We start from the raw sequence: 20,900 nt of genomic DNA, 5'->3' as shown, positions 1-20,900 counted from the left end.
CCCTCCATAACCCCTCAGCCCCGACAGAACTCCGCCTCGACGGCCGCGTCCTCCAGCTTCTGCTCCCCCCAGTCGCCATTGCGGTTCATGGTCAGGACGTGCCGGCCGTCCGCCGAGACGATCGTCCGGGTTGCGGATCCGGGGATCATGCCGCCATGACCCCAGGCCCAGCAGTCCTCCTTGAGCTTGAAGTGCCGGATGCCGAGGCCGTAGACGTCCTCCGGGCCGCCGTGCCCCTTGTCCCCGTCGACAGGGACCGCGTCGAGCAACTCCCGCTGCTGGGCAGCCGGGAGCAGCTCGCCGCCGAGCAACTCAGACAGGAAGGTGTTCACGTCGCCGACGGTCGAGATCATCTGTCCGGCCGAGAAGGCCACCGTGGGGCTGAACTCGGTGACATCGCGAACCTTTGCGTGCGGCGGGTCCTCGAAGAGCGTGGAGTAGTGCGTCGCATGCGGTGAGGGAACCTTCGGCGAGGTACCGGGCACACTGGTGTCGTGCAGGGCGAGCGGCTCGATGATGAGTCGCTCGACCGCCTTCTTGTAGGTGCCGCGAGTGACCCTCTCGATGATCATTCCGGCGAGAATGTAGTTGGTGTCGGAGTAGTCCCATTCGCCCGCCCTGCCGGGCCTGCTGCCCTGCTCGGGCTGAAAGTTCGGCGGGTGGGCGAGCGCGATGTCCAGCAGATCCGCGGGGGCCCACCTGGTGTAGCGGTTCTTGTCGAACTCATCGCCGGCGTATTTGGCGCGGAATCCCTCGTCCATGTTGTAGTCGAAAATTCCGCTCGTATGGTTGAGCAGGTGCCGCACGGTGATGTTCTCGGGCTTATAGCCCTGGCCGCGCACCACCCCGGGCAGCCATTTCTCGACGCTGTCGTCCAGCGACAGCCTCCCCTTGGCTTCGAGCTTGAGAAGCACTGTGGCGGTGAAGATCTTGGTCACGCTGGCAATGCGGAACTTCTCTTGGGGGCTGCGCTGATGCCTGGTGGCAAGGTTGCCGACACCGGCCCGGCCGTTCCACTCCCCGTGGTCGTCTCGCACCTGGGCGATGACACCCGGGGTGCCTTGCTCCACGATCTCGTTCAAGGCTGCCTGGGTACTCGCGTGTAATCGCGAACCCTGGTGGCGCGAATCGGCGAGGGCGGGGACAGCGGCGACGAGCGAAGCCACCGTGGTGAGGACGACGAGGAGACAGCGCGATGACTGGCGATTTCTCATGACAAAAGCTCACCAGTGACAGAAGCCCTGAACCATCCGGGATGACCCGAGGATCACTCAGGGGGCAGCTCAGGGATCCATCAGGGACGCGGCTCAGGGGCTACGTGCGCAAGGGTGGCCTCGACCGGTCGAGGCGCCAGAAGCGTGATGTAGGCCGACGTTCTGCGAGCCCAATCGCTGGTTCGCGCGCGGACTCCGCGCGGACTCACCGTGGCGCGGTGTCGAGTGATGGACAGCACCACGCCAGCAGGTCGGTGCGCTCCTCGCGGTGGTCGGCGACCGGCGACCGCGGGGCCGGTTGGGCGGGTACGGAATCGCCTGGAACCCTCGCGCGTTGTGCAGAGTGGGCATGGGATGCCGGTGTGTGTGAGCCGATGAGCCCGAGTGATCGAACTGACAGATATGGGAGGGCCGCGATGGCTGCGCAGACGCAGAGGGCCGTGCTGGCGGGCGGATGCTTCTGGGGGATGCAGGATCTGATCCGTCGGCTCCCGGGCGTGACGGCGACCCGGGTCGGATACACCGGCGGGGACGTGCCGAACGCGACGTACCGTAACCACGGCACGCACGCGGAGGCCATCGAGATCCTTTTCGACCCTGAGAGGACCGATTTCCGCGCGATCCTGGAGTTCTTCTTCCAGATCCACGACCCGAGCACCAAGAACCGTCAGGGCAACGACATCGGCCTCAGCTACCGCTCGGCGATCTACTACGTGGATGACGAGCAGAAGCGGATCGCCGAGGACACGATCGCGGATGTGGACGCCTCAGGACTGTGGCCGGGCAAAGTCGTCACCGAGGTAGAGCCGGTCGGCCCCTTCTGGGAGGCCGAGCCCGAGCACCAGGACTACCTGCAGCGTTACCCGGACGGCTACACCTGCCACTTCCCGCGCCCGGGATGGCGGCTGCCCGCCCGCGCGGAGGGCTGACCGCGGGGCGGCCCGGCGAAAGCGGAGCTGACTGGCCGAGGACCGAGGATTCCAACTGGGCCGCTCAGTGAGGCAGCGTCGCCGGGTTTCCTCCGTTCGCCTCGTATCCCGCGACCGCCAGGGCCCGGTACACCGCGTAGTCCGCCGCCGGGTCCGGCGTCAGCGTCCACGGCAGCGCCCCCACATGGCCGTCGACATGGACGAGCTGGCTCATCGCCTCGGCCCAGCGCTCGCTGCGTACCAGGAAGAACACCAGCAGATGGCGGACGTGGGCGAGCATCGGGTCGTCCGGGCGGGCCGCGTGCACGGCGAAGAGCGCGCCGTGGATCGCCTTCGTCACGACCTCGCTCTGGTAGAAGCCCTGGACGAGGTTCACCTCCGGCAGGTGCTCGAAGACCGCGAAGAGGGGCATCGCCGCGAGCAGCGAGCCCTGCGGCGCGCGTGACGCCGCGGCTTCCGCGAAGGCGTACGCCACCTCGCGCGAGCCGTGCCACTTCTCGCACCAGTAGTGCAGCGCTGCCAGATGGGCCCCCATGTGTGCGGGGGCGCGGTCCAGGATCTTCAGCCAGAGCTTCTCGAACTCCGCCTGCGGGTAGGCCAGTCCGCGGGCCACGGAGAGCTCGACGATGTACGGGATCGGGTCACCGGGGGAGAGCAGCGCCGCCTCCTCGCAGGCCGACTTCGCCTCCTCCATGATGATCCGGAACTCGTCCGTGCCGGGCGTCGACGTACGCCATGCCTGCTGGACCAGGAACTCGGCGTGCACGGCCGCGCCGCCCGCGTCCTTGGGCTTCTCGGCCCGCCACACCCGCAGCCACTGACCGCCGGGGCTGTCGCTGACCCCGCCGGGGCGCTGGTGCAGCTCCAGCGACGCGGCACCCGCGAAGGCCTGCACGCGCTGCCAGCGCCGCTCGCCGTCCGTTTCGGTGCCGGCGAGGAGCTGGGACGCCGCCCGGTAGTCCTGGCTGCTCTGCACCAGGTCCAGGACCTCCAGCAGGTCCGGGTCGGGGCCGGGCATGCGGATGTCCAGCTCCTCCTGCCGAAGGAAGCCGTAGTTCGCCGGGTCGGCCGCGTCCGGGTCGCCGGGGGCGACCTGCTGGATACCGCCGGCACGCCTGCGCATCAAGATCGGCCCGAGGACGAAGCCCATCATGACCAGCGCCATCAGGACCCAGAGAATCTCCATGACTCAAGCGAACCAGACGGGTCCGACAAATGGCCAACCTGGTCGGCAGTTCCTGGGGAAAACCGTCGCTCGCACCGCCGTCCCGGCCTCGCCACGGCCTTCCGCCGTCACAATCCGCGCGGGCGCACTACCCTCGGTGCCCATGAGCGACAGGCACATCAGCCAGCACTTCGAAACCGTGGCGATCCACGCGGGGAACACCGCCGATCCCCTCACCGGCGCGGTCGTCCCGCCGATCTACCAGGTCTCGACCTACAAGCAGGACGGCGTAGGCGGGCTGCGCGGCGGCTACGAGTACAGCCGCAGCGCCAATCCGACCAGGACGGCCCTGGAGGAGAACCTCGCCGCCCTGGAGGGCGGCCGCCGCGGCCTCGCGTTCGCGTCCGGACTGGCGGCCGAGGACTGCCTGTTGCGTACGCTGCTCAGCCCCGGCGACCACGTGGTCATCCCCAACGACGCGTACGGCGGAACGTTCCGCCTCTTCGCGAAGGTCGTCTCGCGGTGGGGGGTGGAATGGTCGGTCGCCGACACCAGCGATCCCGCCGCCGTACGGGCCGCGGTCACCCCGAAGACCAAGATCGTCTGGGTGGAGACGCCGTCCAACCCTCTCCTCGGCATCACCGACATCGCCGCGGTCGCCCAGATCGCGCGGGAGGCGGGCGCCAAGCTGGTCGTCGACAACACCTTCGCCAGCCCCTACCTCCAGCAGCCGCTCGCGCTCGGCGCGGACGTCGTCGTGCACTCGCTGACCAAGTACATGGGCGGCCACTCGGACGTCGTGGGTGGCGCGCTCGTCGTGAGCGACGAGGGGCTGGGCGAGGATCTGGCGTACCACCAGAACGCGATGGGCGCCGTTGCCGGGCCCTTCGACTGCTGGCTGGTGCTGCGCGGCATCAAGACGCTCGCCGTACGGATGGACCGGCACAGCGAGAACGCCGCAAAGGTCGCCGAGATGCTCAGCAGGCACGCGCGCGTGACGCGTGTTCTGTACCCGGGCCTCCCGGAGCACCCCGGTCACGAGGTCGCCGCCAAGCAGATGAAGGCGTTCGGCGGCATGGTGTCCTTCCAGGTCGAGGGCGGTGAGGAGGCGGCCGTCGAGGTCTGCAACCGGGCCAAGGTGTTCACCCTGGGGGAGTCGCTGGGCGGCGTGGAGTCGCTGATCGAGCACCCGGGTCGCATGACGCACGCGTCCGCGGCCGGCTCGGCGCTCGAAGTGCCCGCCGACCTCGTACGCCTCTCCGTAGGCATCGAAAACGTCGACGACCTGCTCCAGGACCTCGCACAGGCCCTCGGCTGAGCACCCGCCGACCGGTGATGTCTACCAGCCGGTGAGAGGTGGAGTCGTCTCCGACGGCGGCTCCACCCACGGCCGGGCCATCGACGCCCACACCAGGAAGGCCACGGCGGCCGCGAACAGCAGCAGCCACAGCAGCCGCCGGGCCGCCTTCCTGCGGCGCAGCATGCGGCTGCCGCGCCGCACCACGTCCGCGTACAGCTCGGGCGGTACGGACGGCGTCGCGTCCTCCAGGATGCGGCGGACGGCATCATCCCTGCGGGACACGGGGCTCATGACGGCGCCACCTTCGGCATCGCGGGAGCCGGCTCCCGCGGTGGATGCAGCAGGTTCGCCATCGCGCGGGCACAGATGGCCCGTACGCGCTCCAGGGGCAGTCCCAGCAGCGCCGCGGTCTGCTCCTCGGCCACGCCCTCGTACATCCGCAGGACCAGGATCAGCCGCTCCTGGGGACTGAGACGCTGCAGTACGCCACCGGTGCTCGGGCGGCCACGGAGGTGCGCCCAGCCCAGACTGCCGTACTGATGCCAGGCCCCGCGTGCGAAGCGCACCGCCAGTTGCTGCCGGGTGCGGTCGTACGGGTCCTCGCCGTGCAGCCGGTCCCAGGAGGCGTACGTATGGGCCAGGGCCGCCGTGAGCAGGCGCCGCGCGCGCGGGTTGTCGTCCGGGGGCTCCGCGGTGAGCAGTGTGGCGGCATGCAGCAGCCGCCCTGCCGCGCCCGCGACGAACGCCTCGACCTCCCGGGCCCGGCGGGCGCCTTGGGACGCCTGCCGTTCTCGCACCGCGCCTCCCGACTCTGGGAAACCGGGCCCCTGGGGCGTACGACGAGGAAAATCGCGTACTACAGGGGCCCGATCTCATATGAGGCCAGGCGCGGCCCCCTGGTCAAGAGGCCGACATGACGCAGTCCCCTTGGGCCTGGACGTCGGTGTGCCCCTCGGCCGAACGGCTGAAGGCGCGGTATGGCGCGATACGGGGCGCTCAGGACGCCGAGGGCGCCTCCACCGATGTCTCCACCGAGGCCGCGGCCATGCGGGTGGACAGCGCGCCGTTGAAGCGGGTGAGGAGCGTGCAGAACGCCTCCCGCTCCTCGGGTGTCCAGTCCTCGGTGAGTTCGGCCATCAACTGACGCCTGGAGGAGCGGACTTCCTCCAGGCGGGAGAGCCCGCGCGGCGACAGCTGGAGCACCACCGCGCGCCCGTCCTCCGGGTGCGAGGTGCGCTTGACGAGTCCGGTGTCCACGAGCGGCGCGACCTGACGGGTGACCGTCGACGAGTCGATGCCCATGCTCGCGGCGAGCGCCTTGACGCCCATCGGGCCTTCTTTGTCGAGGCGGTTGAGCAGCAGATACGCGGCGCGGTCCATGGAGTTGCGGACCTGCCCGACCCCGCCGAGCCGGGTCTGTTCTGCACGGCGGGCGAACACCGCCACCTCGTGCTGGAGCGATTCGAGAAGACCGGTGTCACCGACGGTCGTCATGTCCATCGACATTTCAGGTGTTGTGGGCATGGCCGGGGGCTCTATTCATGCGTGGGGCTGGGTTGGGGGACAGAGTACGCGGACGGGACGCGGGCCGTACCGGCGCTGCGTAAACATGTACGGGACCTTGGTCGCGTCCCGTGGGGCGGCGCGTGAGCTGCGAGACTGGTGGTCATGAGCTACAGCACGGCTGACTCCTTGCCGACGGTGACCCTCGACGACGTGCGCGGCGCCCAGAAGATGCTCGCGGGCGTGGCGAGGGTGACCGCCATGGAGGGCAGCAGGCATCTCTCCAGGCTGGTGGGCGCGCCGGTGCACTTCAAGTGCGAGAACCTGCAGCGGACGGGTTCGTTCAAGCTGCGCGGCGCGTACGTGCGGATCGCCGGGCTGCTTCCCGAGGAGCGCGCCGCGGGTGTCGTCGCGGCGAGCGCGGGCAACCACGCGCAGGGTGTCGCCCTGGCCTCCTCGCTGCTCGGTGTGCGCTCCACGGTGTTCATGCCGACGGGCGCCCCGCTGCCGAAGGTCGCCGCGACGCGGCACTACGGCGCCGAGGTGCGTATGCACGGCACGGTGGTCGACGAGACGCTGGCCGCCGCGCAGGAGTACGCGGCCGAGACGGGCGCGGTGTTCATCCACCCTTTCGACCACCCGGACATCATCGCGGGCCAGGGCACGGTCGGCCTGGAGATCCTGGAGCAATGCCCCGAGGTGCGCACGATCGTCGTCGGGATCGGCGGCGGCGGTCTCGCCGCGGGTATCGCGATCGCCGTGAAGTCGCTGCGGCCCGATGTGCGGGTCGTGGGGGTGCAGGCGGCGGGCGCGGCGGCGTACCCGCCCTCGCTGGCGGCCGGGCGGCCGGTGTCCATCGAGAACCCGGCGACGATGGCCGACGGGATCAAGGTGGGGCGCCCCGGCGACGTGCCGTTCCGGATCGTCGGCGACCTGGTGGACGAGGTCCGTACGGTCTCCGAGGACGCCCTGTCCAGCGCGCTGCTGCTGTGTCTGGAGCGGGCCAAGCTGGTCGTCGAGCCCGCCGGCGCGAGCCCCGTCGCGGCGCTGCTGAGCACGCCGGAGGAGTTCGAGGGGCCGGTCGTGGCGGTGCTGTCCGGCGGCAATGTTGACCCGCTGCTGATGCAGCGCATCCTGCGGCACGGCATGGCCGCGGGCGGCCGCTATCTTCAGGTGCGGCTGCGCCTCACGGACCGCCCCGGGGCCCTCGCCACGCTCCTGGGGGTGTTGTCAGTGGTGGACGCTAACGTCCTCGATGTGAGTCACGTACGGACCGATCCGCGGCTCGGGCTCACGGAGGCGGAGGTGGAGCTGCACCTGGAGACGAAGGGGCCGGAGCACTGCGCCGAGGTGGGGCAGGCACTGCGCGAGGCCGGTTACACGGTCATCGACTGACGCATCGGCTGACGCGTCGACTGACGTCTGCCGAGCCGTCGGCCCGCCAGGCCGTCGAGGTCGGCGGCCGAGGTCCGGACCCGGTTGTCCACAGGCGGGAAAAACTCGTTGAGAAACGCGATACATCGCGTTATGGTGTGTCTCTCGCCACTCATGGGCGGGGGGGCAAGCACGCAATTCCAGTATTTCCGCACATCCAGTCTTTCCGAAGAAATCCCCAACGACGTGGAGAACTCACATGCCAGGCGCCATCTACGCCGAAGGCCTGGTGAAGACCTTCGGTGACGTAAGGGCTCTGGACGGCGTCGATTTCGATGTCCCGGAGGGCACCGTGCTGGGCCTGCTCGGGCCGAACGGCGCGGGCAAGACCACCGCGGTCCGCTGCCTGACCACGCTGCTGCGCCCCGACCGGGGCAAGGCGGTCGTCGCGGGCATCGACGTGCTCAAGAACCCCAACGAAGTGCGGCGCTCGATCGGCCTGTCCGGCCAGTTCGCCGCGGTCGACGAATACCTGACCGGCCGCGAGAACCTCCAGATGGTCGGCCAGCTCTACCAGATGAAGGCGAAGGACGCGAAGGTGCGGGCGGGCGAGCTGCTCGAGCAGTTCAACCTCGCGGACGCCGCCGACCGCACCGCCAAGACGTACTCCGGCGGCATGCGCCGTCGGCTCGACCTCGCTGCGGCGCTCGTCGTCTCGCCGCCCGTCATGTTCATGGACGAGCCGACGACCGGCCTAGACCCCCGCAACCGCCAGCAGCTGTGGGAAGTCATCAAGCAGTTGGTCTCCGGCGGTACGACTCTGCTGCTGACCACCCAGTACCTCGAAGAGGCCGACCACCTCGCCCACGACATCTGCGTCGTCGACCACGGCCGCGTCATCGCCCGCGGCACCTCCGACCAGCTCAAGGCGCGCACCGGCGGGGAGCGCGTGGAGGTCGTCGTCCACGAGCGCGAGCACATAGCGACCGCTTCCGAGGTGCTGCGGGGCTTCGGCAAGGGCGAGACGACCGTCGAGGAGCACACGCGCAAGCTGACCGTGCCCGTCACCGGCGGCGCGAAGCTCCTCGCGGAGGTCATCCGCGAGCTGGACACCCGCGGTATCGAGATCGACGACATCGGCCTGCGCCGCCCCACTCTCGACGACGTCTTCCTCTCCCTGACGGGACACCTCGCCGAGGCGGAGGACGAGGAGAACGGCGGGGTGCAGGACGCGAAGGGCCGCAAGGCCAAAGCCAAGAAGGAGACCGAGGAGACCGCCTCATGAGTGCCGTCACCGACGCCGTGCAGGCCGTGCAGCCGGGGAGTGCCCTCGGCCAGTCCGTGCGGGACTCCCTCGTCGTCGCCAAGCGCAATCTGATCCGGATGAGCCGTATCCCCGAGATGGTGATCTTCGGACTCATCCAGCCGATCATGTTCGTGGTGCTGTTCTCGTACGTGTTCGGCGGCTCCATGAAGATCGGAGGCACGACAGATCCGGGCGTCTACCGCGAGTTCCTGATGGCCGGCATCTTCGCGCAGACCGTCACCTTCGCCACCGCGGGCGCCGGCGCGGGCATCGCCGACGACATGCACAAGGGGCTCATAGACCGCTTCCGCTCGCTGCCCATGGCGCGCGGAGCCGTGCTGACCGGCCGCACGTTCGCCGACCTGGTGCAGACGGCGCTCACGCTGTTGGTGCTGGCCGTCGTCGCCCTGCTGGTCGGCTGGCGCACCCACACCAGCGTGGGTGAGGTGCTCGGCGCCTTCGGACTGCTGCTCCTGGCCGGGTACGCGTTCACGTGGATCGGCGCGCTGATCGGCCTGTCCGTACGTACGCCCGAGGCGGCCACCTCCGGCGGGCTGATCTGGCTCTTCCCGGTCACGTTCGTCTCGAACGCGTTCGTGGACTCCAGCCAGATGACGCCCTGGCTGCGCCATGTCGCCGACTGGAACCCGTTCAGCGCCACGGTGCAGGCCTGCCGCGAGCTGTTCGGCAACCCGGGGGTCTCGCCGTCGGACGCCTGGCCCATGCAGCACCCGGTCTGGGCGTCGCTGATCTACTCGATCCTGATCATCGTCATATTCCGGACGCTGGCGGTGCGGAAGTACCGCTCGGCGACGGCCTGATCCAGGAAGCCGACTGAGGGATGTGGCATGACGATGCCCCCGGGGCATGGAATTCGCCGGGCGCCGGGGGCATGTCAGGGACGACGTACAGGCCCGAGGGCCAGGTGGAACGGATCGCGTGGACTCAGGCCGTGTACGGCTTGGCCTCGAGGATCTTCACCGAGGCGAGCTTGCCGTTCGGCAGTTCGTACTGGGCGTCCTCGCCGATCTTCTTGCCGTTCACGCCGGAGCCCAGCGGGGACTGCGGCGAGTACGTCTCGATGTCCGCGCTCGCGTACTCGCGCGAGGCGAGCAGGAACGTCAGCGTGTCGTCCTCGTCACCGTCGAAGGCGATGGTGACGACCATGCCGGGCGCGACCACACCATCGGCCGCCGGCGCCTCGCCGACCTTCGCGTTCTCAAGGAGCTGGGTCAGCTGGCGCACCCGGAGCTCCTGCTTGCCCTGCTCCTCCTTGGCCGCGTGGTACCCGCCGTTCTCGCGCAGGTCGCCCTCCTCGCGCGCGGCCGCGATCTTGGCGGCGATCTCCGTGCGCGCAGGACCAGACAGGTACTCCAGCTCGGCCCTCAGCTGGTTGTACGCCTCCTGGGTCAGCCAGGTGACGTTCTCGCTGGTCTGGGTCACAGGTGCTCCTCGTCGGTACTGGGAATACAAAGCATCGCCCTACCCAGAAGAATGTTCCTCCAGGGGAGGGCGAAACCACGAGCCTAACAATTCAGCGGGCGAAGGGGGAGGACATAAGCCATCAGAATCACGTCAACGCAGGTCAGCGCCTACGGATTCCAGTCGGCGCGCAGGTATCGAGGTCCGATGCCAGGGATACGCAGGGATACGTACGAGGCCGGTGTCAGTCGGCGTGGCAGCCGAGCAGCTCCGCCGTGGTGCCCGGCGCCGTCGTGCGCAGCGTGACGACCTTGTCGATGCGCGAGGCGTCCTGGTCGAAGCGGAAGTCCGCGCGGCCCACCTCGGCGCCGTCCTCGGCCTGCGAGCGGATGGTGCAGTAGCCGTTGGCGTCCGTGTCCTTGCGCACCTCCAGGTGCACCTTGACCGCGTCGGCGGAGGTGTCGAAGGTGATCACTTCGGCGCTGATCTTGCTGCCGCCCACGTAGTGGTACGCGAACCAGCCGATGAGGAGGAGCAGAGCGACACCCAGGACACTGCCGATGACCTTGAGCTTGCGGTCGGCGCGCTCGTCCGCGGAGCGGCCGTACCGGCCCTCGGGCAGCTGCGTGCTCGCCGTACTCATGATCGTCCTCTCCGCGGGGGCGCAAAGCGCGTGGCCCGGAATTTTTCACCCCCCGATTCGGTCACTATAGAAGCCGCCGATCGCGCCTATGCAACGGGGCGCCGACTGACGAGGATTGTGTTTTGACTGACCAGCTGCGACTGATGGCCGTACACGCCCACCCCGACGACGAGTCGTCGAAGGGCGCGGCCACCATGGCGAAGTACGTGTCCGAGGGGGTGGACGTGCTGGTCGTGACCTGCACGGGCGGGGAGCGCGGCTCCATCCTCAATCCGAAGCTTCAGGGCGACAAGTACGTCGAGGAGCACATCCACGAGGTACGCAAGAAGGAGATGGACGAGGCCCGCGAGATTCTTGGCGTCAAGCAGGAGTGGCTCGGCTTCGTCGACTCGGGCCTGCCCGAGGGCGACCCGCTGCCGCCGCTGCCCGAGGGCTGTTTCGCCCTGGAGGACGTCGACAAGGCGGCGGGGGAGCTGGTTCGCAAGATCCGTTCCTTCCGCCCGCAGGTGATCACGACCTATGACGAGAACGGCGGTTACCCGCACCCCGACCACATCATGACCCACAAGATCTCGATGGTGGCGTTCGAGGGGGCGGCGGACACCGAGAAGTACCCGGAGTCGGAGTTCGGGCCGGCGTACCGGCCGCAGAAGCTCTACTACAACCAGGGCTTCAACCGCCCGCGCACCGAGGCACTGCACAACGCCCTGCTGGAGCGCGGCATGGAGTCCCCCTACGGGGACTGGCTCAAGCGCTGGGACGAGTTCCAGCGCGCCGAGCGGACCCTGACCACGCACGTTCCGTGCGCCGACTTCTACGAGATCCGCGACAAGGCGCTCATCGCGCACGCCACGCAGATCGACCCCGACGGGGGCTGGTTCCACGTGCCGATGGAGATCCAGAAGGAGGTCTGGCCGACGGAGGAGTACGAGCTCGCGAAGTCCCTCGTCGATACGTCCCTCCCCGAGGACGACCTCTTCGCGGGCATCCGGCAGTCCTGAGAGACAATGCCTGACATGAGCGCAAGCGCAAGCCTGGCAATGACGCACCTCGTCCCCCTCGCGGCGGAGGTCGACGAGGACAAGGTGACCCCTGGCGTCCTCGGCTTCATCGTGTTCGCGGTGATGGCCGTGGCGGTGTGGGGCCTGATGAAGTCGATGAACCGGCACATGGGGAAGGTCGACTTCGAGGAGGAGAAGGACCCGAAGGGGGACGGCTCCGACAAGAAGGCCGGTTCCGGGGGGAACGCCTCGCCTGCGAAGGGCTGAGAGCTCAGCGGCTTGAACTGCTGAGGCAGCATGTCTTGATGACACCCAGTGGGTCTCATCAAGACGTGCTGCCTCATACGCCCGCCCTGACCGCTCAGGACCGTCGAGTACTCGACGAGATCGACACGCTGCGTACGAGGCTGCGGCACCAGATACACGGCAGACCCCGGCCGTCCGGCAGCCGCTTCGTGTGGTGAACCCGTACGAGGACTGATGGTGGACCCGTACGAGGACTGAGACGGCGCGTCAGCGCGAATGGTCGGCCAGGGACAGCAGCAGGTGGGCGGACTCCGGGTGCAGGTGGTCGGAGTGGGCGCCGGCCGGGCCGTGACCGCGTACGAAGACGTCGCTCGCGTCGACGCTGACGAAGCGGTGGTCGAGGGTGGAGAGGGGGTACGGCTTTCCGGGCGGGAGCATGCTGATCGACGACACCGGTGCGGGGGCGGTGCCGATGCCCGCGTAACCGATGCCCGCCCGCCGCTCCGCCCGTAGGTGCCAGAAGCCGGTGGCGCGGTCGTGCTGCGAGTACGTCGCCACGACCGGGCCGCGCAGCGGTGCCTCGGCGAGGGCGGTGAACCGGGACGCGAAGGCGTCGCGCGGGGCCGCCATCTGCAGCAGCAGCATCGAGTCGACGGTGAAGGGCCGGTTCGGGGGCTCCGGTGTGCTCCAGCCCAGAGTGGCCGGGGCGTCCGCCGCCCACTGCACCGCCTCGCACAGGAAGCGGCAGCCGAAGGAGTGGCCGATCAGGTGCAGGTACTGGCCGTCGCGGTTGGCCAGGACGGGAGCCGCGGCCGGATCGGCGCGGTGCGTGTCGAGGTAGCCCAGCAGCCGGCCGATGACGCGGGCCGCGTGACCGCCGTCCGCGCTCATCGTGTGCGCCCGGTCGCGGATGCGGCGGTAGCCGCCGAGGGAGGGCAGGGAGCGGGAGGGCCAGCGGACGAGGACCGTCCAGGGCCGCCACGGCTTGAGCTGCGGATAGAGGGCCTGATGGCGGTCGTACTGGTCGGCCGTCAGGTCCAGCAGCCGGTGGACAGCCATGAGTGCGGACTCGGGCCTGGTCTGCCAGCCGTGGACATAGACCAGCAGGTCGGTCGCCCAGTCGGGCGGGGAAAGCTCCTCGGCGAAATGGTCGTCCAGACGGTCGGCGGGGACGGGACGCGGGCCGCCGGACGTCTCCTCCAGGAGCCAGCCGTCGGAGCCGAGGTCGACCAGGTGCACATCAGCCGGGTGCCCGTCGGCCGCGTTCACGCCGCCCGCGTTCATGCCGCCCGGGTTCATACGGTGATCTCCTGTTCCCCGGTCGGCGGAACGGTCCGTTCCAGGCGGGTGTCCATGCCGCAGTGCAGGGCGTAGGCGAAGCCCAGCGGATTGTGCAGCTCGTCGGCGAAGTACCGGGCGACCGCGTGGGCGACCGTGCCCGCCGTCTCGGTGCCGCGCAGATAGCGGCTCAGGAACTCCAGCGCGTATTCGGCCGCGAAGATCTGCGGCATCTCGATCTGCGGTCCGAGGACACCCCGCGCGCCGGCCTGGATCAGCGCCCCTCCCAGGAACGCCGAGTCACCGCCCTCCGCGGGCACCCCCGCATGGCAGGCGTTGAGCATCACGAACGGCTGGAACGGGCTGTCGTCCCCCAGACGCCGCCGCCAGTCCCGCACCGTGTGCGCGTCGATGGTCGCCTGGTCGGTCAACTTCAGGGCCAGACAGGGTGGTTGGGTGCCGTTGTGCACGAAGTGGCCGTGGCACCAGAAGTACATCAGCTGCTCGCACAGGCCGCTGTCCGCGAGGGCCCGGGTGAGTTCGGTGCGCGTCGTGCGCTCCACGAACTCGGTGTCCTTGGCGAGCAGGGCCGCCACCTCCGCGGCCCGGGTCCGGCCCTTGCGGTCGATCCGGGTGTCGCGGTTGAGGCTCACGGCGGGCACGGCCGGGGCCTCCCGGCGGCCGTCCAGCCACGGATAGGCGCCGCCGGTCTGCTCGATCTGGTGGCGGTGGCCGAGGAAACGGGGATGGACGGCGGCCGGGTCCGCGTCCCGCGTGGGCGCCGGGACGTCCTCGGGTCGCAGGCACACCATCGGCCACGGCAGATACAGCTCCGAGTCGAAGCGGACGCGCAGCCCCTCGCGGGCGGACAGCGACTCGGCCAGATACTCGCGAAAGCGCTCGATCCGCCGGTCCTGGCCGCCGAGGAGGGTGCCGAAGAGCAACTCGCTGCCTGCCAGCGCCAGTTCCTCCACGATGTCGTACAACTCCCGCGGCGGGCGGGTGCGCAGGTCCACGAGGGAGGCGTACGGCTGCTCCGGGCCGTCCGGCGCCGGGCGGCCGTCCCGTGTCAGCGGCCGGAAGTCGACGAGGAGTTCCTTCCAGACGCGGCACAGACGCGCGGCGGCCGTGCGCACGTCGGCGGGGCGGGCCGTGAGGTCCGCGCGGTGCTCGGTGCCGAACAGGGACGGTACGGCGGGTCCGTACAGCCGGGCCCTGATGCGGTCGCCGGCCAGGACATCGAAGCAGACGGTGATGTCGGGGCCCTTGGCCAGTTCGTCGGGCAGGGTGGTGAAACCCTGGCTGGGGTCCTGGATCACGCGGACCCGGAGTTCCGTGCTCATCGCCCGCTACCGCTCCGTGGTCGAGGCGGCCCGCGGGCCGGCGAGGTCGCGGAGGTGGTCGCCGTCGAGGATGTCGAGTTCCGTCTCCACCTGCTGGAGGACCGTGCCGGTGCGTTCCAGGGCGACGGTGAAGCGGATGACGTGACGGCCGGGCCGGTGCGCCGTGAACGTGAATTCGCCACCGTGGGCGGCCTGTTCGGCGGGGCGCAGGAGGGCGGTGGCGGGCTCGACGGAGGCGGGCGTGAGCGGGACCGCGGTGGCGGTCAGCCATGGGGTTCCGGCCTCGGCGTGGGCGGACCAAGGGTGGTCCTGGGTCGGGGTCACACGGAGGAGGAGGCGGGCGGTGGCCGATGTGGTGGGGGAGTCGTCGAGGAGGGTGATGCGGACCCGGCAGTGGGGCGTGTTCCGCCTGGGGGACGCGGGGAGCGCCGGCGGAAGCCCTACCCATGGGTGCTGCACCAGCGGGGGCAGCTCCGGTTCCGGTTCCGGCTCCTCATGATCGCGGTGTACGGCGACGAGATCGCGGGCCCGTAGGGGGATGGCGGGCCGGCGCTGGTTCACCGAGTTGCCGAACTCCCAGAGACAGCTACTGAGGTACGCCGAACCGAGACGACTGGACGAGCTCTCCAGCACGAGATACTCCGTAGGGCGGCGCCGCATGTCGCGCAGGGTGTTTGCCCAGGTGAGGCCATTCAGGTCGCCCAGGTCACGGAAGAGTTCCTCGGCAAGCGTCACGGCGTCGTCGAAGGACGACACCTGTGGTGAGCGGAGCGCCACTTCAAGCAGGGACCACGCCTGTCCGAGCGTGCAGCCGAGGTCGGCGAACTCCGTGGCCACCGCCTCGAGTTCGTCGACACTCCCGCCTTCGGAGGTGAGCACGGCTAGCCGGTGCCGTGTCCAGGCGCTCCCCAGCTCGTCGGCACAGTCCCGGAAGTGACCCCCCGCGAACCGCAGTGCCGAGCGGGCGTCTTCCTCGCTGCCCCTTCTGGCGTGGGCCAGTCCCAGATAGTGGCAAGTCCAGCCCATTCCGCGGATGTCCTCTGAACGCTCGTGCGCGATGAGCGCTCGCCGCGCGACATCCAGAGCATCCCCCTCTCGCCCGTGGAGCAGGAGGAGCCGGATCTTCTCCGTGGCCACCCAGTTCTCGCCACGTACGTCACCGACGGACCGGAACGCTTCTGCAGCCTGCCCCAGCAGGTGCTCGGCCTCCGCCGCCCGCCCGAGCAGCAGGCATGCGCGCGCGTGGTGCAGCTGAGCCCAGCCGCATCCGCGCGTGCAGCCGGTGCCACGATGAGCCGTGTGGGCTTCCTCCAGCACTTGGACAGCCTCCAACGGCCGCCCTTGGTCGCACAGCGCCGCGCCGCGGACAGTCAACCACCCGGGCCGGTAGGCGATTTGTTGGACTCGTGCGTTGCTTGACGTACGCAGGGCCTGTTGCAGGTCGCCCGATGAGTACCAGGCGGGCGCGGCCTCGTACGAAGTGTCCCGGCCGACCCGGCCCAGCAGTTCCCGGGCTTCCTGAGGCATGCCCAGATCGCGGGCGGCCTCGCTCAGGAGTCCGGGCGAGGGACGGCGTATGAGCCGGAGCAGAGCCACGAGCCGGTGGGCATCGCCGTACACGGTGAACACGGACGCCAGCGCCCCGGTGAGGTGCGTTGTGCCTTGGAGGTGCATCTCCCGCGAGCTGGGCGGAGAGTCACTGAGCAGGGCCATGAACTCATCGGCGGACCGGGCGAGTTCGTCGGGTGTGCGCTGACCGGAGGACTGACTGTGCGGGGACGGCCGGTGCCGACCGTCCAGCGCGTCGGCCGCATCCCGGACACGCTTCCCGACGGCCTGTAGCAGTTGCGAGGCCACGGCAGTGGCGTGAGAAGGGTGGCTCCCTGTCGGCACACGGTTTCGTATGGCGGTGGCGATCTGCGACGGCAGGACGAACACTCCGTCACCTGTCTCCTGCACCACCTCGAACGCCGCGAGCATGTCCAACGTGACAGCTGCCCAGGCCGAGTCGCGCTCCGGGAACAACGCCTCGACGGTGCGGGACGTGAACGGGCCGTTCGGTTCCCGGAAGGCGAGCTTTTCCAGCACGGCACGCTCGTCGGCAAGGTAATCCCACAGATCCAGGACGCGGGTGACCAGAGCGTCGGGGGTCGAGATCCCGGAGAACGGGTCGCCGAAAGCCAGCTGGGCGCCCGCGACGCGCAGCAGCGCGGGCAGCCCCTGCGCCGCGTCGACTGCTTGGCGGTGAGCACTCGCAGGGGCGAGGGCGCTACGTGCGTGCTTGGCGGCGGCGACGGCCTCGACCAGTCGGGCCGCGTCCGCCGGACCAAGCGGCCCCACGGCATGCAGCCGGGCGCCCAGGTCCCCCCAGTCCGACGCCTCCCGCCCCGTGACGATCACCAGATTCCGCCTGTTGCCGAGTACGGCCAGCAGATTGCGGCCGAGCGCGGGCCTCCCCTTGTCGAGGACGTCGAGGACCACAACGGAACCGCGGATGAACCTCGCACACTGGGCCCGCAGAACCCGCTGGAACTCCTCTTCACCCTTCAGCGCCGCCGCGACGATCTCCCGCCGCGGTGCGCCGTGCTCGGCGAGCAGCCGCAACAGGGTCGTCTCCGTGTTTGCGAAGGCCCCCACCGGGATCCAGTGCACCCGAGGCAGCTCCGGCCTCATCACCAACGCCGCGGCCAGCGCCGTCTTGCCGACGCCGGGCGGCCCGTGCAGCACGAGTACCTGCGGGACAGGCACCCTTCCGCCCAGCCCAGCCCTGGTCAGCCCCTCGGCGAGCGACTCGATCTCCTCGTCCCGCCCCACGAACGGCACCGGATCCTCAGGCGGTGGCGTAGGACTCCGTAACTCGTCCCGCGGCATCGACCCGTCTCCCGGGTCCGGCGCATACCCCGTCACCGCTCAACCCTTCCCCGCCGCGACCTGCACCCCCATGACCTCCCGCGCATGCCGACTGGGCACCATCCCCAGCCGCCAGGCCTGCCAGCCCGCGTCCAGATCGATCCCCCGCTCCAGCAGCAGCTGATACGCCCCCACGTAGTCGTCGAGCTTTCCGTCCCGAGCCGGATGGTCGGTACGGGCCAGCTGGGTCAGTTCCTCCTGGGCGACGGCGGTGCCGATTTCGTTGCCGCCGGGGGAGGCGTACGGGAGCAGGGTGCAGCGCAGGAACCGGGCCCAGTCCTCGCCTCTGCGGTCGCCGTAGGAGGCGAAGAGCGAGGCCGCCTCGTCGCACAAGGTGAGGGCGGACTGCGTACGGGCGTTGCCCGCGTCGACCACCGCCAGTTCCAGGCAGGTCCAGGCTTCGCCATGGGCCACGCCGATGCGCTGGAAGTCCGCCCGGGCGTCCACGAGCAGTTGGCGGGCGAAGCCCGAGTTGCGCAACGAGCCCGTCTGGGCGGCCCGTTGGTCGCGGGTGGCGCGGGCCGAGTGGTGGCGGGCGCAGGCCAGCCCGTACACGTCCCGTATCCGCGAGAACATCGTCCGCGAACGCTCCAGCTCCCGCACCGCCTGATCCAGGCTGCCCGACTCCTCCAGCGCCTGGCCCAGGTAGTACACCGTCCACGCCTCGCCGCGCGCGTCCTCGTTGTCGCGGTGGCGGGAGATCGCCTGGCGGAGGCCGTCCACGGCGGAGGACGGGTCGCCGTCGACCAGCCGGGCACGGGCGAGCTGGGTCAGGGCCCAGGCCTCGCCGCGGGCGTCGCGGGTGCGGCCGTACAGGTCGAGGGCCTCGCGGAGTTCCGCCTCCGCGCGCGGTACGTCGCCCATGCGCAGGCCCAGCTGGCCGAGCTGGAAGTGGGCCCAGGCCTCACCGTGCACGGACTCGCCGTGGCGGTGCAGGACCAGGGCCTGGGTCAGCAGCTCCAGGGCCGTGGCGAGGCGAGCCCGGTCCCGTTCCACCGCCGCCAGCGCGTGCATCGTCCAGGCGCGGTCCGCCGCGAGCTCGGGGGAGGCCTGGAGGTCCATGGCCTCCTGGAGCCTGGCCGCCGCCTCCGTGAGGTTGCCCTGGTGGTGGAGCGTGATCCCGAGGGAGCACAACGCCCTTGCCGCGCCCGCGTCGTGGTGCGCCTCGAAGTAGAGGTCCACCACGGAGGCGAGCTGCGTACGCGCCTTGTCGAGTTCGCCGAGCTGGCGGGCCGCGATGCCCGTGCGCCACTGGACCGAGCGCATGAGCAGTCCCTGGTCCACCGCCTGCGTCAACTCGCTGATCTCGCCCAGGCGGTAGAGGTCGCCGCGCAGCAGGCAGTAGTCGCACAGGGCGCCGAGCAGGTTCAGTACGGCCGCCTGGTCCACGCCCTCCGCGTGCCGCAGGGCCGCCGTGATGAAGCTCGACTCGTCGTCCAGCCAGCGCAGCGCCGCGTCCAGCGAGGTGAACCCGTGCGGGCCGACCGTGTCCGCGCGCGTCGACGTCTTGCCGTCGACCAGGCGGATCACCGAGTCGGCCAACTCCCCGTAGTTCACGATGAGACGTTCCTGCGCGGCCGTACGCTCGGCAGGTTCCTCCTCGTCCAGCAGGCGGGCCTGCGCGAAGGCGCGGACGAGGTCGTGCAGGCGGTAGCGGCTGCCGCGTACGTGGTCGATGAGGCCGGCGTGCGACAGGGCCTCCAGGTGCCGGGTCGCCTCCGCTTCGTCCGTCGCGAGCAGGGCGGCCGCCGCGGCCGCGCCCAGCGACGCGCGGCCCGCCAGAGCCAGCCTTCTGCACAGCCGCCGGGCCGTGTCGGACTGGTCCGTGTAGCGCAGCCACAGCACCCGTTCGACCGGCTCGACCGGGCCGTACGCCGCCAGATCGGTGGCGAGCTGCCGGTGCGTACGCGGGCCCAGTGCGGAGCCCGCGATGCGCAGCGCGAGGGGCAGGCCGCCGCACAACTCCCTCACCCGGTCGCAGGATTCGGCGTCGTACGGGCCCGAGGTGTCCTGTGCCGCCGCGTTCAGCAGCTCCTCGGCGCCCGACGCGTCCAGCGCGTCCACGGAGAGCTGGTGCACCCAGGCGGGGAGGTCGGCGGGCAGGTCGAGCGGTTTGCGGGCGGTGACCAGGACGAGGCTGTCGGAGCGCTCGGGCACGAGGGTCCGTACCTGCTCCGCATCGCTCGCGTCGTCCAGCACGATCGTCACGGGCAGGCCCGTCAGATGCTGGTGATAGAGCTCGCTCAGCCGCCGCACCTGCTGCTCCGGCGAGGAACGCTCCCGGAACAGCAACTGCTCGCGGGACGCGCCGAGCCGGTTGAGCAGGTGCAGCAGCGCGTCACGGGTGGACAGCGGCGGCTCCTCCGGGCTGTCGCCGCGCAGATCCACCACGCACGCGCCCCGGAACTGATCCCTCAGCGCGTGCGCGGCACGGATCGCGAGGGTGCTGCGGCCCGAGCCCGGAGCGCCGTGCAGCACGACCACCGTCGGCTTGGTCTCCGTGCTCGCGCGGGCCGCGTGCACCCACTGCGCCACCCGTCCCAGCTCCTGCCTGCGGCCCGCGAACGGCCCCTCCGGCTCCGGGAGCTGGTCGAAGGACCGCTCCAGGACACTGCGCCTGCGTGCCGCCGCGCTCTTGTCCGTACCCCGTAGCTGTGGCGCCTTCTTCTTCGGCCCCGTGGACGCGCTGAGCACCCGCTGCTGGTCGAGGAACGGGCGGATGCCGCGTACCTCAAGGGCGGTCAGCCACTGGAGCCGCAGCTGCTCGGGGCCGCCCGGCTGGCTCAGGGCCCCGGCCCGGCGGCTGGCGGCCGGCAGATGGGAGGCGGTCACCTTCAGCACGGTGGTCGCGGCGCCCGCCACACCGACCACGGCCCCGGCACCGACCGCCGTCCCCGCACCCGTACCGAAGGCCAGGTCCGTGACGCCGGCCGCGACCGCCGCGACGGCCGCCACCAGCAGCGCAGTCCCCCCACCCTCGCGCGCGTACCGCTGCCCGAAGGTCAGCCGGCCCGCCTCCGCCTCGTCCAGCGCCTTCGTGTACGCCTCGTACTCCTCCGCGGCCGTCTCCGCGATGGCGTCCAGCGCCCCACGCGCCCGCGACAGCAGCACGCTCCCATCGGTCCGCCCGCCCGAGCGCCGAACCTCCTCCTCCACGGCCCGGGCCAACAGCCGCTCGGCTTCCGCCCGATGGCTGTCCCGCATGTCAGGTCCCCCTCCGCCAGCGATGACTTTCCCGGCCAAGTGTCCTGCGGACGGCACGTCGG

Annotated in this window: 19 protein-coding genes; 8 read left to right on the top strand and 11 right to left on the bottom strand. The window is 70.3% G+C overall.

Features of this window, described 5'->3' with window-relative positions; all coding sequences use genetic code 11:
- Window positions 1-14: 14 nt before the first annotated feature.
- Window positions 15-1,082, bottom strand: coding sequence for a serine hydrolase domain-containing protein (locus G5C60_RS14495; RefSeq protein ID WP_206439517.1), 1,068 nt, complete (start codon window positions 1,080-1,082; stop codon window positions 15-17).
- 548 nt (window positions 1,083-1,630) lie between these two features.
- On the opposite strand from G5C60_RS14495, the gene msrA reads away from it, so the two are divergent.
- The gene (msrA, locus tag G5C60_RS14490; protein WP_165258957.1) at window positions 1,631-2,143 is read left to right on the top strand and encodes a peptide-methionine (S)-S-oxide reductase MsrA; all 513 of its coding nucleotides are present in this window, start codon (window positions 1,631-1,633) and stop codon (window positions 2,141-2,143) included.
- 64 nt (window positions 2,144-2,207) lie between these two features.
- Here msrA and G5C60_RS14485 read toward each other — a convergent pair whose 3' ends face one another.
- Complete coding sequence (locus tag G5C60_RS14485) at window positions 2,208-3,329, bottom strand: hypothetical protein (RefSeq protein ID WP_165258954.1); 1,122 nt, start codon at window positions 3,327-3,329, stop codon at window positions 2,208-2,210.
- Window positions 3,330-3,471: 142 nt separating this feature from the next.
- Here G5C60_RS14485 and G5C60_RS14480 point away from each other — a divergent pair, with 142 nt between their 5' ends.
- Entirely contained in the window at window positions 3,472-4,626 is a 1,155-nt protein-coding gene (locus G5C60_RS14480) for a cystathionine gamma-synthase (RefSeq protein WP_165258951.1), read from the top strand.
- A gap of 21 nt (window positions 4,627-4,647) precedes the next feature.
- Here G5C60_RS14480 and G5C60_RS52035 read toward each other — a convergent pair whose 3' ends face one another.
- From G5C60_RS52035 to G5C60_RS14465, 3 genes are all read right to left on the bottom strand, one after another.
- Window positions 4,648-4,899, bottom strand: coding sequence for a hypothetical protein (locus G5C60_RS52035; protein ID WP_165258948.1), 252 nt, complete (start codon window positions 4,897-4,899; stop codon window positions 4,648-4,650).
- Entirely contained in the window at window positions 4,896-5,405 is a 510-nt protein-coding gene (locus G5C60_RS52030; protein ID WP_165258945.1) for a sigma factor-like helix-turn-helix DNA-binding protein, read from the bottom strand. The genes G5C60_RS52035 and G5C60_RS52030 overlap by 4 nt, the downstream gene beginning before the upstream one ends.
- A 199-nt stretch (window positions 5,406-5,604) precedes the next feature.
- Entirely contained in the window at window positions 5,605-6,114 is a 510-nt protein-coding gene (locus G5C60_RS14465; protein ID WP_206439515.1) for a MarR family winged helix-turn-helix transcriptional regulator, read from the bottom strand.
- A 162-nt stretch (window positions 6,115-6,276) separates the two neighbouring features.
- Between G5C60_RS14465 and ilvA the strand changes: the two genes are divergently transcribed.
- The 3 genes from ilvA (at window position 6,277) to G5C60_RS14450 (ending at window position 9,612) form a co-directional block, all read left to right on the top strand.
- Complete coding sequence (ilvA, locus tag G5C60_RS14460; RefSeq protein ID WP_165258941.1) at window positions 6,277-7,506, top strand: threonine ammonia-lyase; 1,230 nt, start codon at window positions 6,277-6,279, stop codon at window positions 7,504-7,506.
- Between the two features lie 238 nt (window positions 7,507-7,744).
- A complete protein-coding gene (locus tag G5C60_RS14455) occupies window positions 7,745-8,770 on the top strand; it encodes an ATP-binding cassette domain-containing protein (protein ID WP_165258938.1) in 1,026 nt (341 codons plus the stop codon).
- Entirely contained in the window at window positions 8,767-9,612 is an 846-nt protein-coding gene (locus G5C60_RS14450) for an ABC transporter permease (protein ID WP_165258930.1), read from the top strand. Before G5C60_RS14455 ends, G5C60_RS14450 begins: the two co-directional genes overlap by 4 nt.
- 124 nt (window positions 9,613-9,736) lie before the next feature.
- Here the strand turns inward: G5C60_RS14450 and greA are convergent, their stop codons facing one another.
- On the bottom strand, window positions 9,737-10,234 hold the full coding sequence (gene greA, locus G5C60_RS14445; protein WP_165258928.1) for a transcription elongation factor GreA: 498 nt from the start codon (window positions 10,232-10,234) through the stop codon (window positions 9,737-9,739).
- A gap of 223 nt (window positions 10,235-10,457) precedes the next feature.
- Window positions 10,458-10,856, bottom strand: coding sequence for a DUF4307 domain-containing protein (locus G5C60_RS14440; RefSeq protein WP_165258926.1), 399 nt, complete (start codon window positions 10,854-10,856; stop codon window positions 10,458-10,460).
- A 122-nt stretch (window positions 10,857-10,978) separates the two neighbouring features.
- Here G5C60_RS14440 and mca point away from each other — a divergent pair, with 122 nt between their 5' ends.
- The 3 genes from mca to G5C60_RS53160 all read left to right on the top strand — a co-directional run bounded on the left by mca (window position 10,979) and on the right by G5C60_RS53160 (window position 12,321).
- On the top strand, window positions 10,979-11,857 hold the full coding sequence (gene mca / locus G5C60_RS14435) for a mycothiol conjugate amidase Mca (protein WP_165258924.1): 879 nt from the start codon (window positions 10,979-10,981) through the stop codon (window positions 11,855-11,857).
- A gap of 6 nt (window positions 11,858-11,863) precedes the next feature.
- Complete coding sequence (locus tag G5C60_RS14430) at window positions 11,864-12,124, top strand: hypothetical protein (RefSeq protein ID WP_165258922.1); 261 nt, start codon at window positions 11,864-11,866, stop codon at window positions 12,122-12,124.
- Between the two features lie 65 nt (window positions 12,125-12,189).
- Complete coding sequence (locus G5C60_RS53160; protein WP_277611320.1) at window positions 12,190-12,321, top strand: hypothetical protein; 132 nt, start codon at window positions 12,190-12,192, stop codon at window positions 12,319-12,321.
- A gap of 49 nt (window positions 12,322-12,370) precedes the next feature.
- On the opposite strand, the gene G5C60_RS14425 is transcribed toward G5C60_RS53160, so the two are convergent.
- From G5C60_RS14425 to G5C60_RS14410, 4 genes are all read right to left on the bottom strand, one after another.
- Window positions 12,371-13,402, bottom strand: a complete 1,032-nt coding sequence (locus G5C60_RS14425; RefSeq protein ID WP_241266798.1) for a hypothetical protein — start codon at window positions 13,400-13,402, stop codon at window positions 12,371-12,373.
- Window positions 13,399-14,724, bottom strand: coding sequence for a CHAT domain-containing protein (locus tag G5C60_RS14420; RefSeq protein WP_165258919.1), 1,326 nt, complete (start codon window positions 14,722-14,724; stop codon window positions 13,399-13,401). The genes G5C60_RS14425 and G5C60_RS14420 overlap by 4 nt, the downstream gene beginning before the upstream one ends.
- Before the next feature lie 6 nt (window positions 14,725-14,730).
- Complete coding sequence (locus G5C60_RS53155) at window positions 14,731-17,547, bottom strand: AAA family ATPase (RefSeq protein ID WP_165258917.1); 2,817 nt, start codon at window positions 17,545-17,547, stop codon at window positions 14,731-14,733.
- Between the two features lie 87 nt (window positions 17,548-17,634).
- Window positions 17,635-20,838, bottom strand: a complete 3,204-nt coding sequence (locus G5C60_RS14410; RefSeq protein ID WP_165258915.1) for a tetratricopeptide repeat protein — start codon at window positions 20,836-20,838, stop codon at window positions 17,635-17,637.
- Window positions 20,839-20,900 lie beyond the last annotated feature (62 nt).

Source organism: Streptomyces scabichelini (assembly GCF_011045015.1).
Classification (GTDB): Bacteria; Actinomycetota; Actinomycetes; order Streptomycetales; family Streptomycetaceae; genus Streptomyces; species Streptomyces scabichelini.
This window is presented reverse-complemented; position numbering and strand designations above follow the sequence as displayed.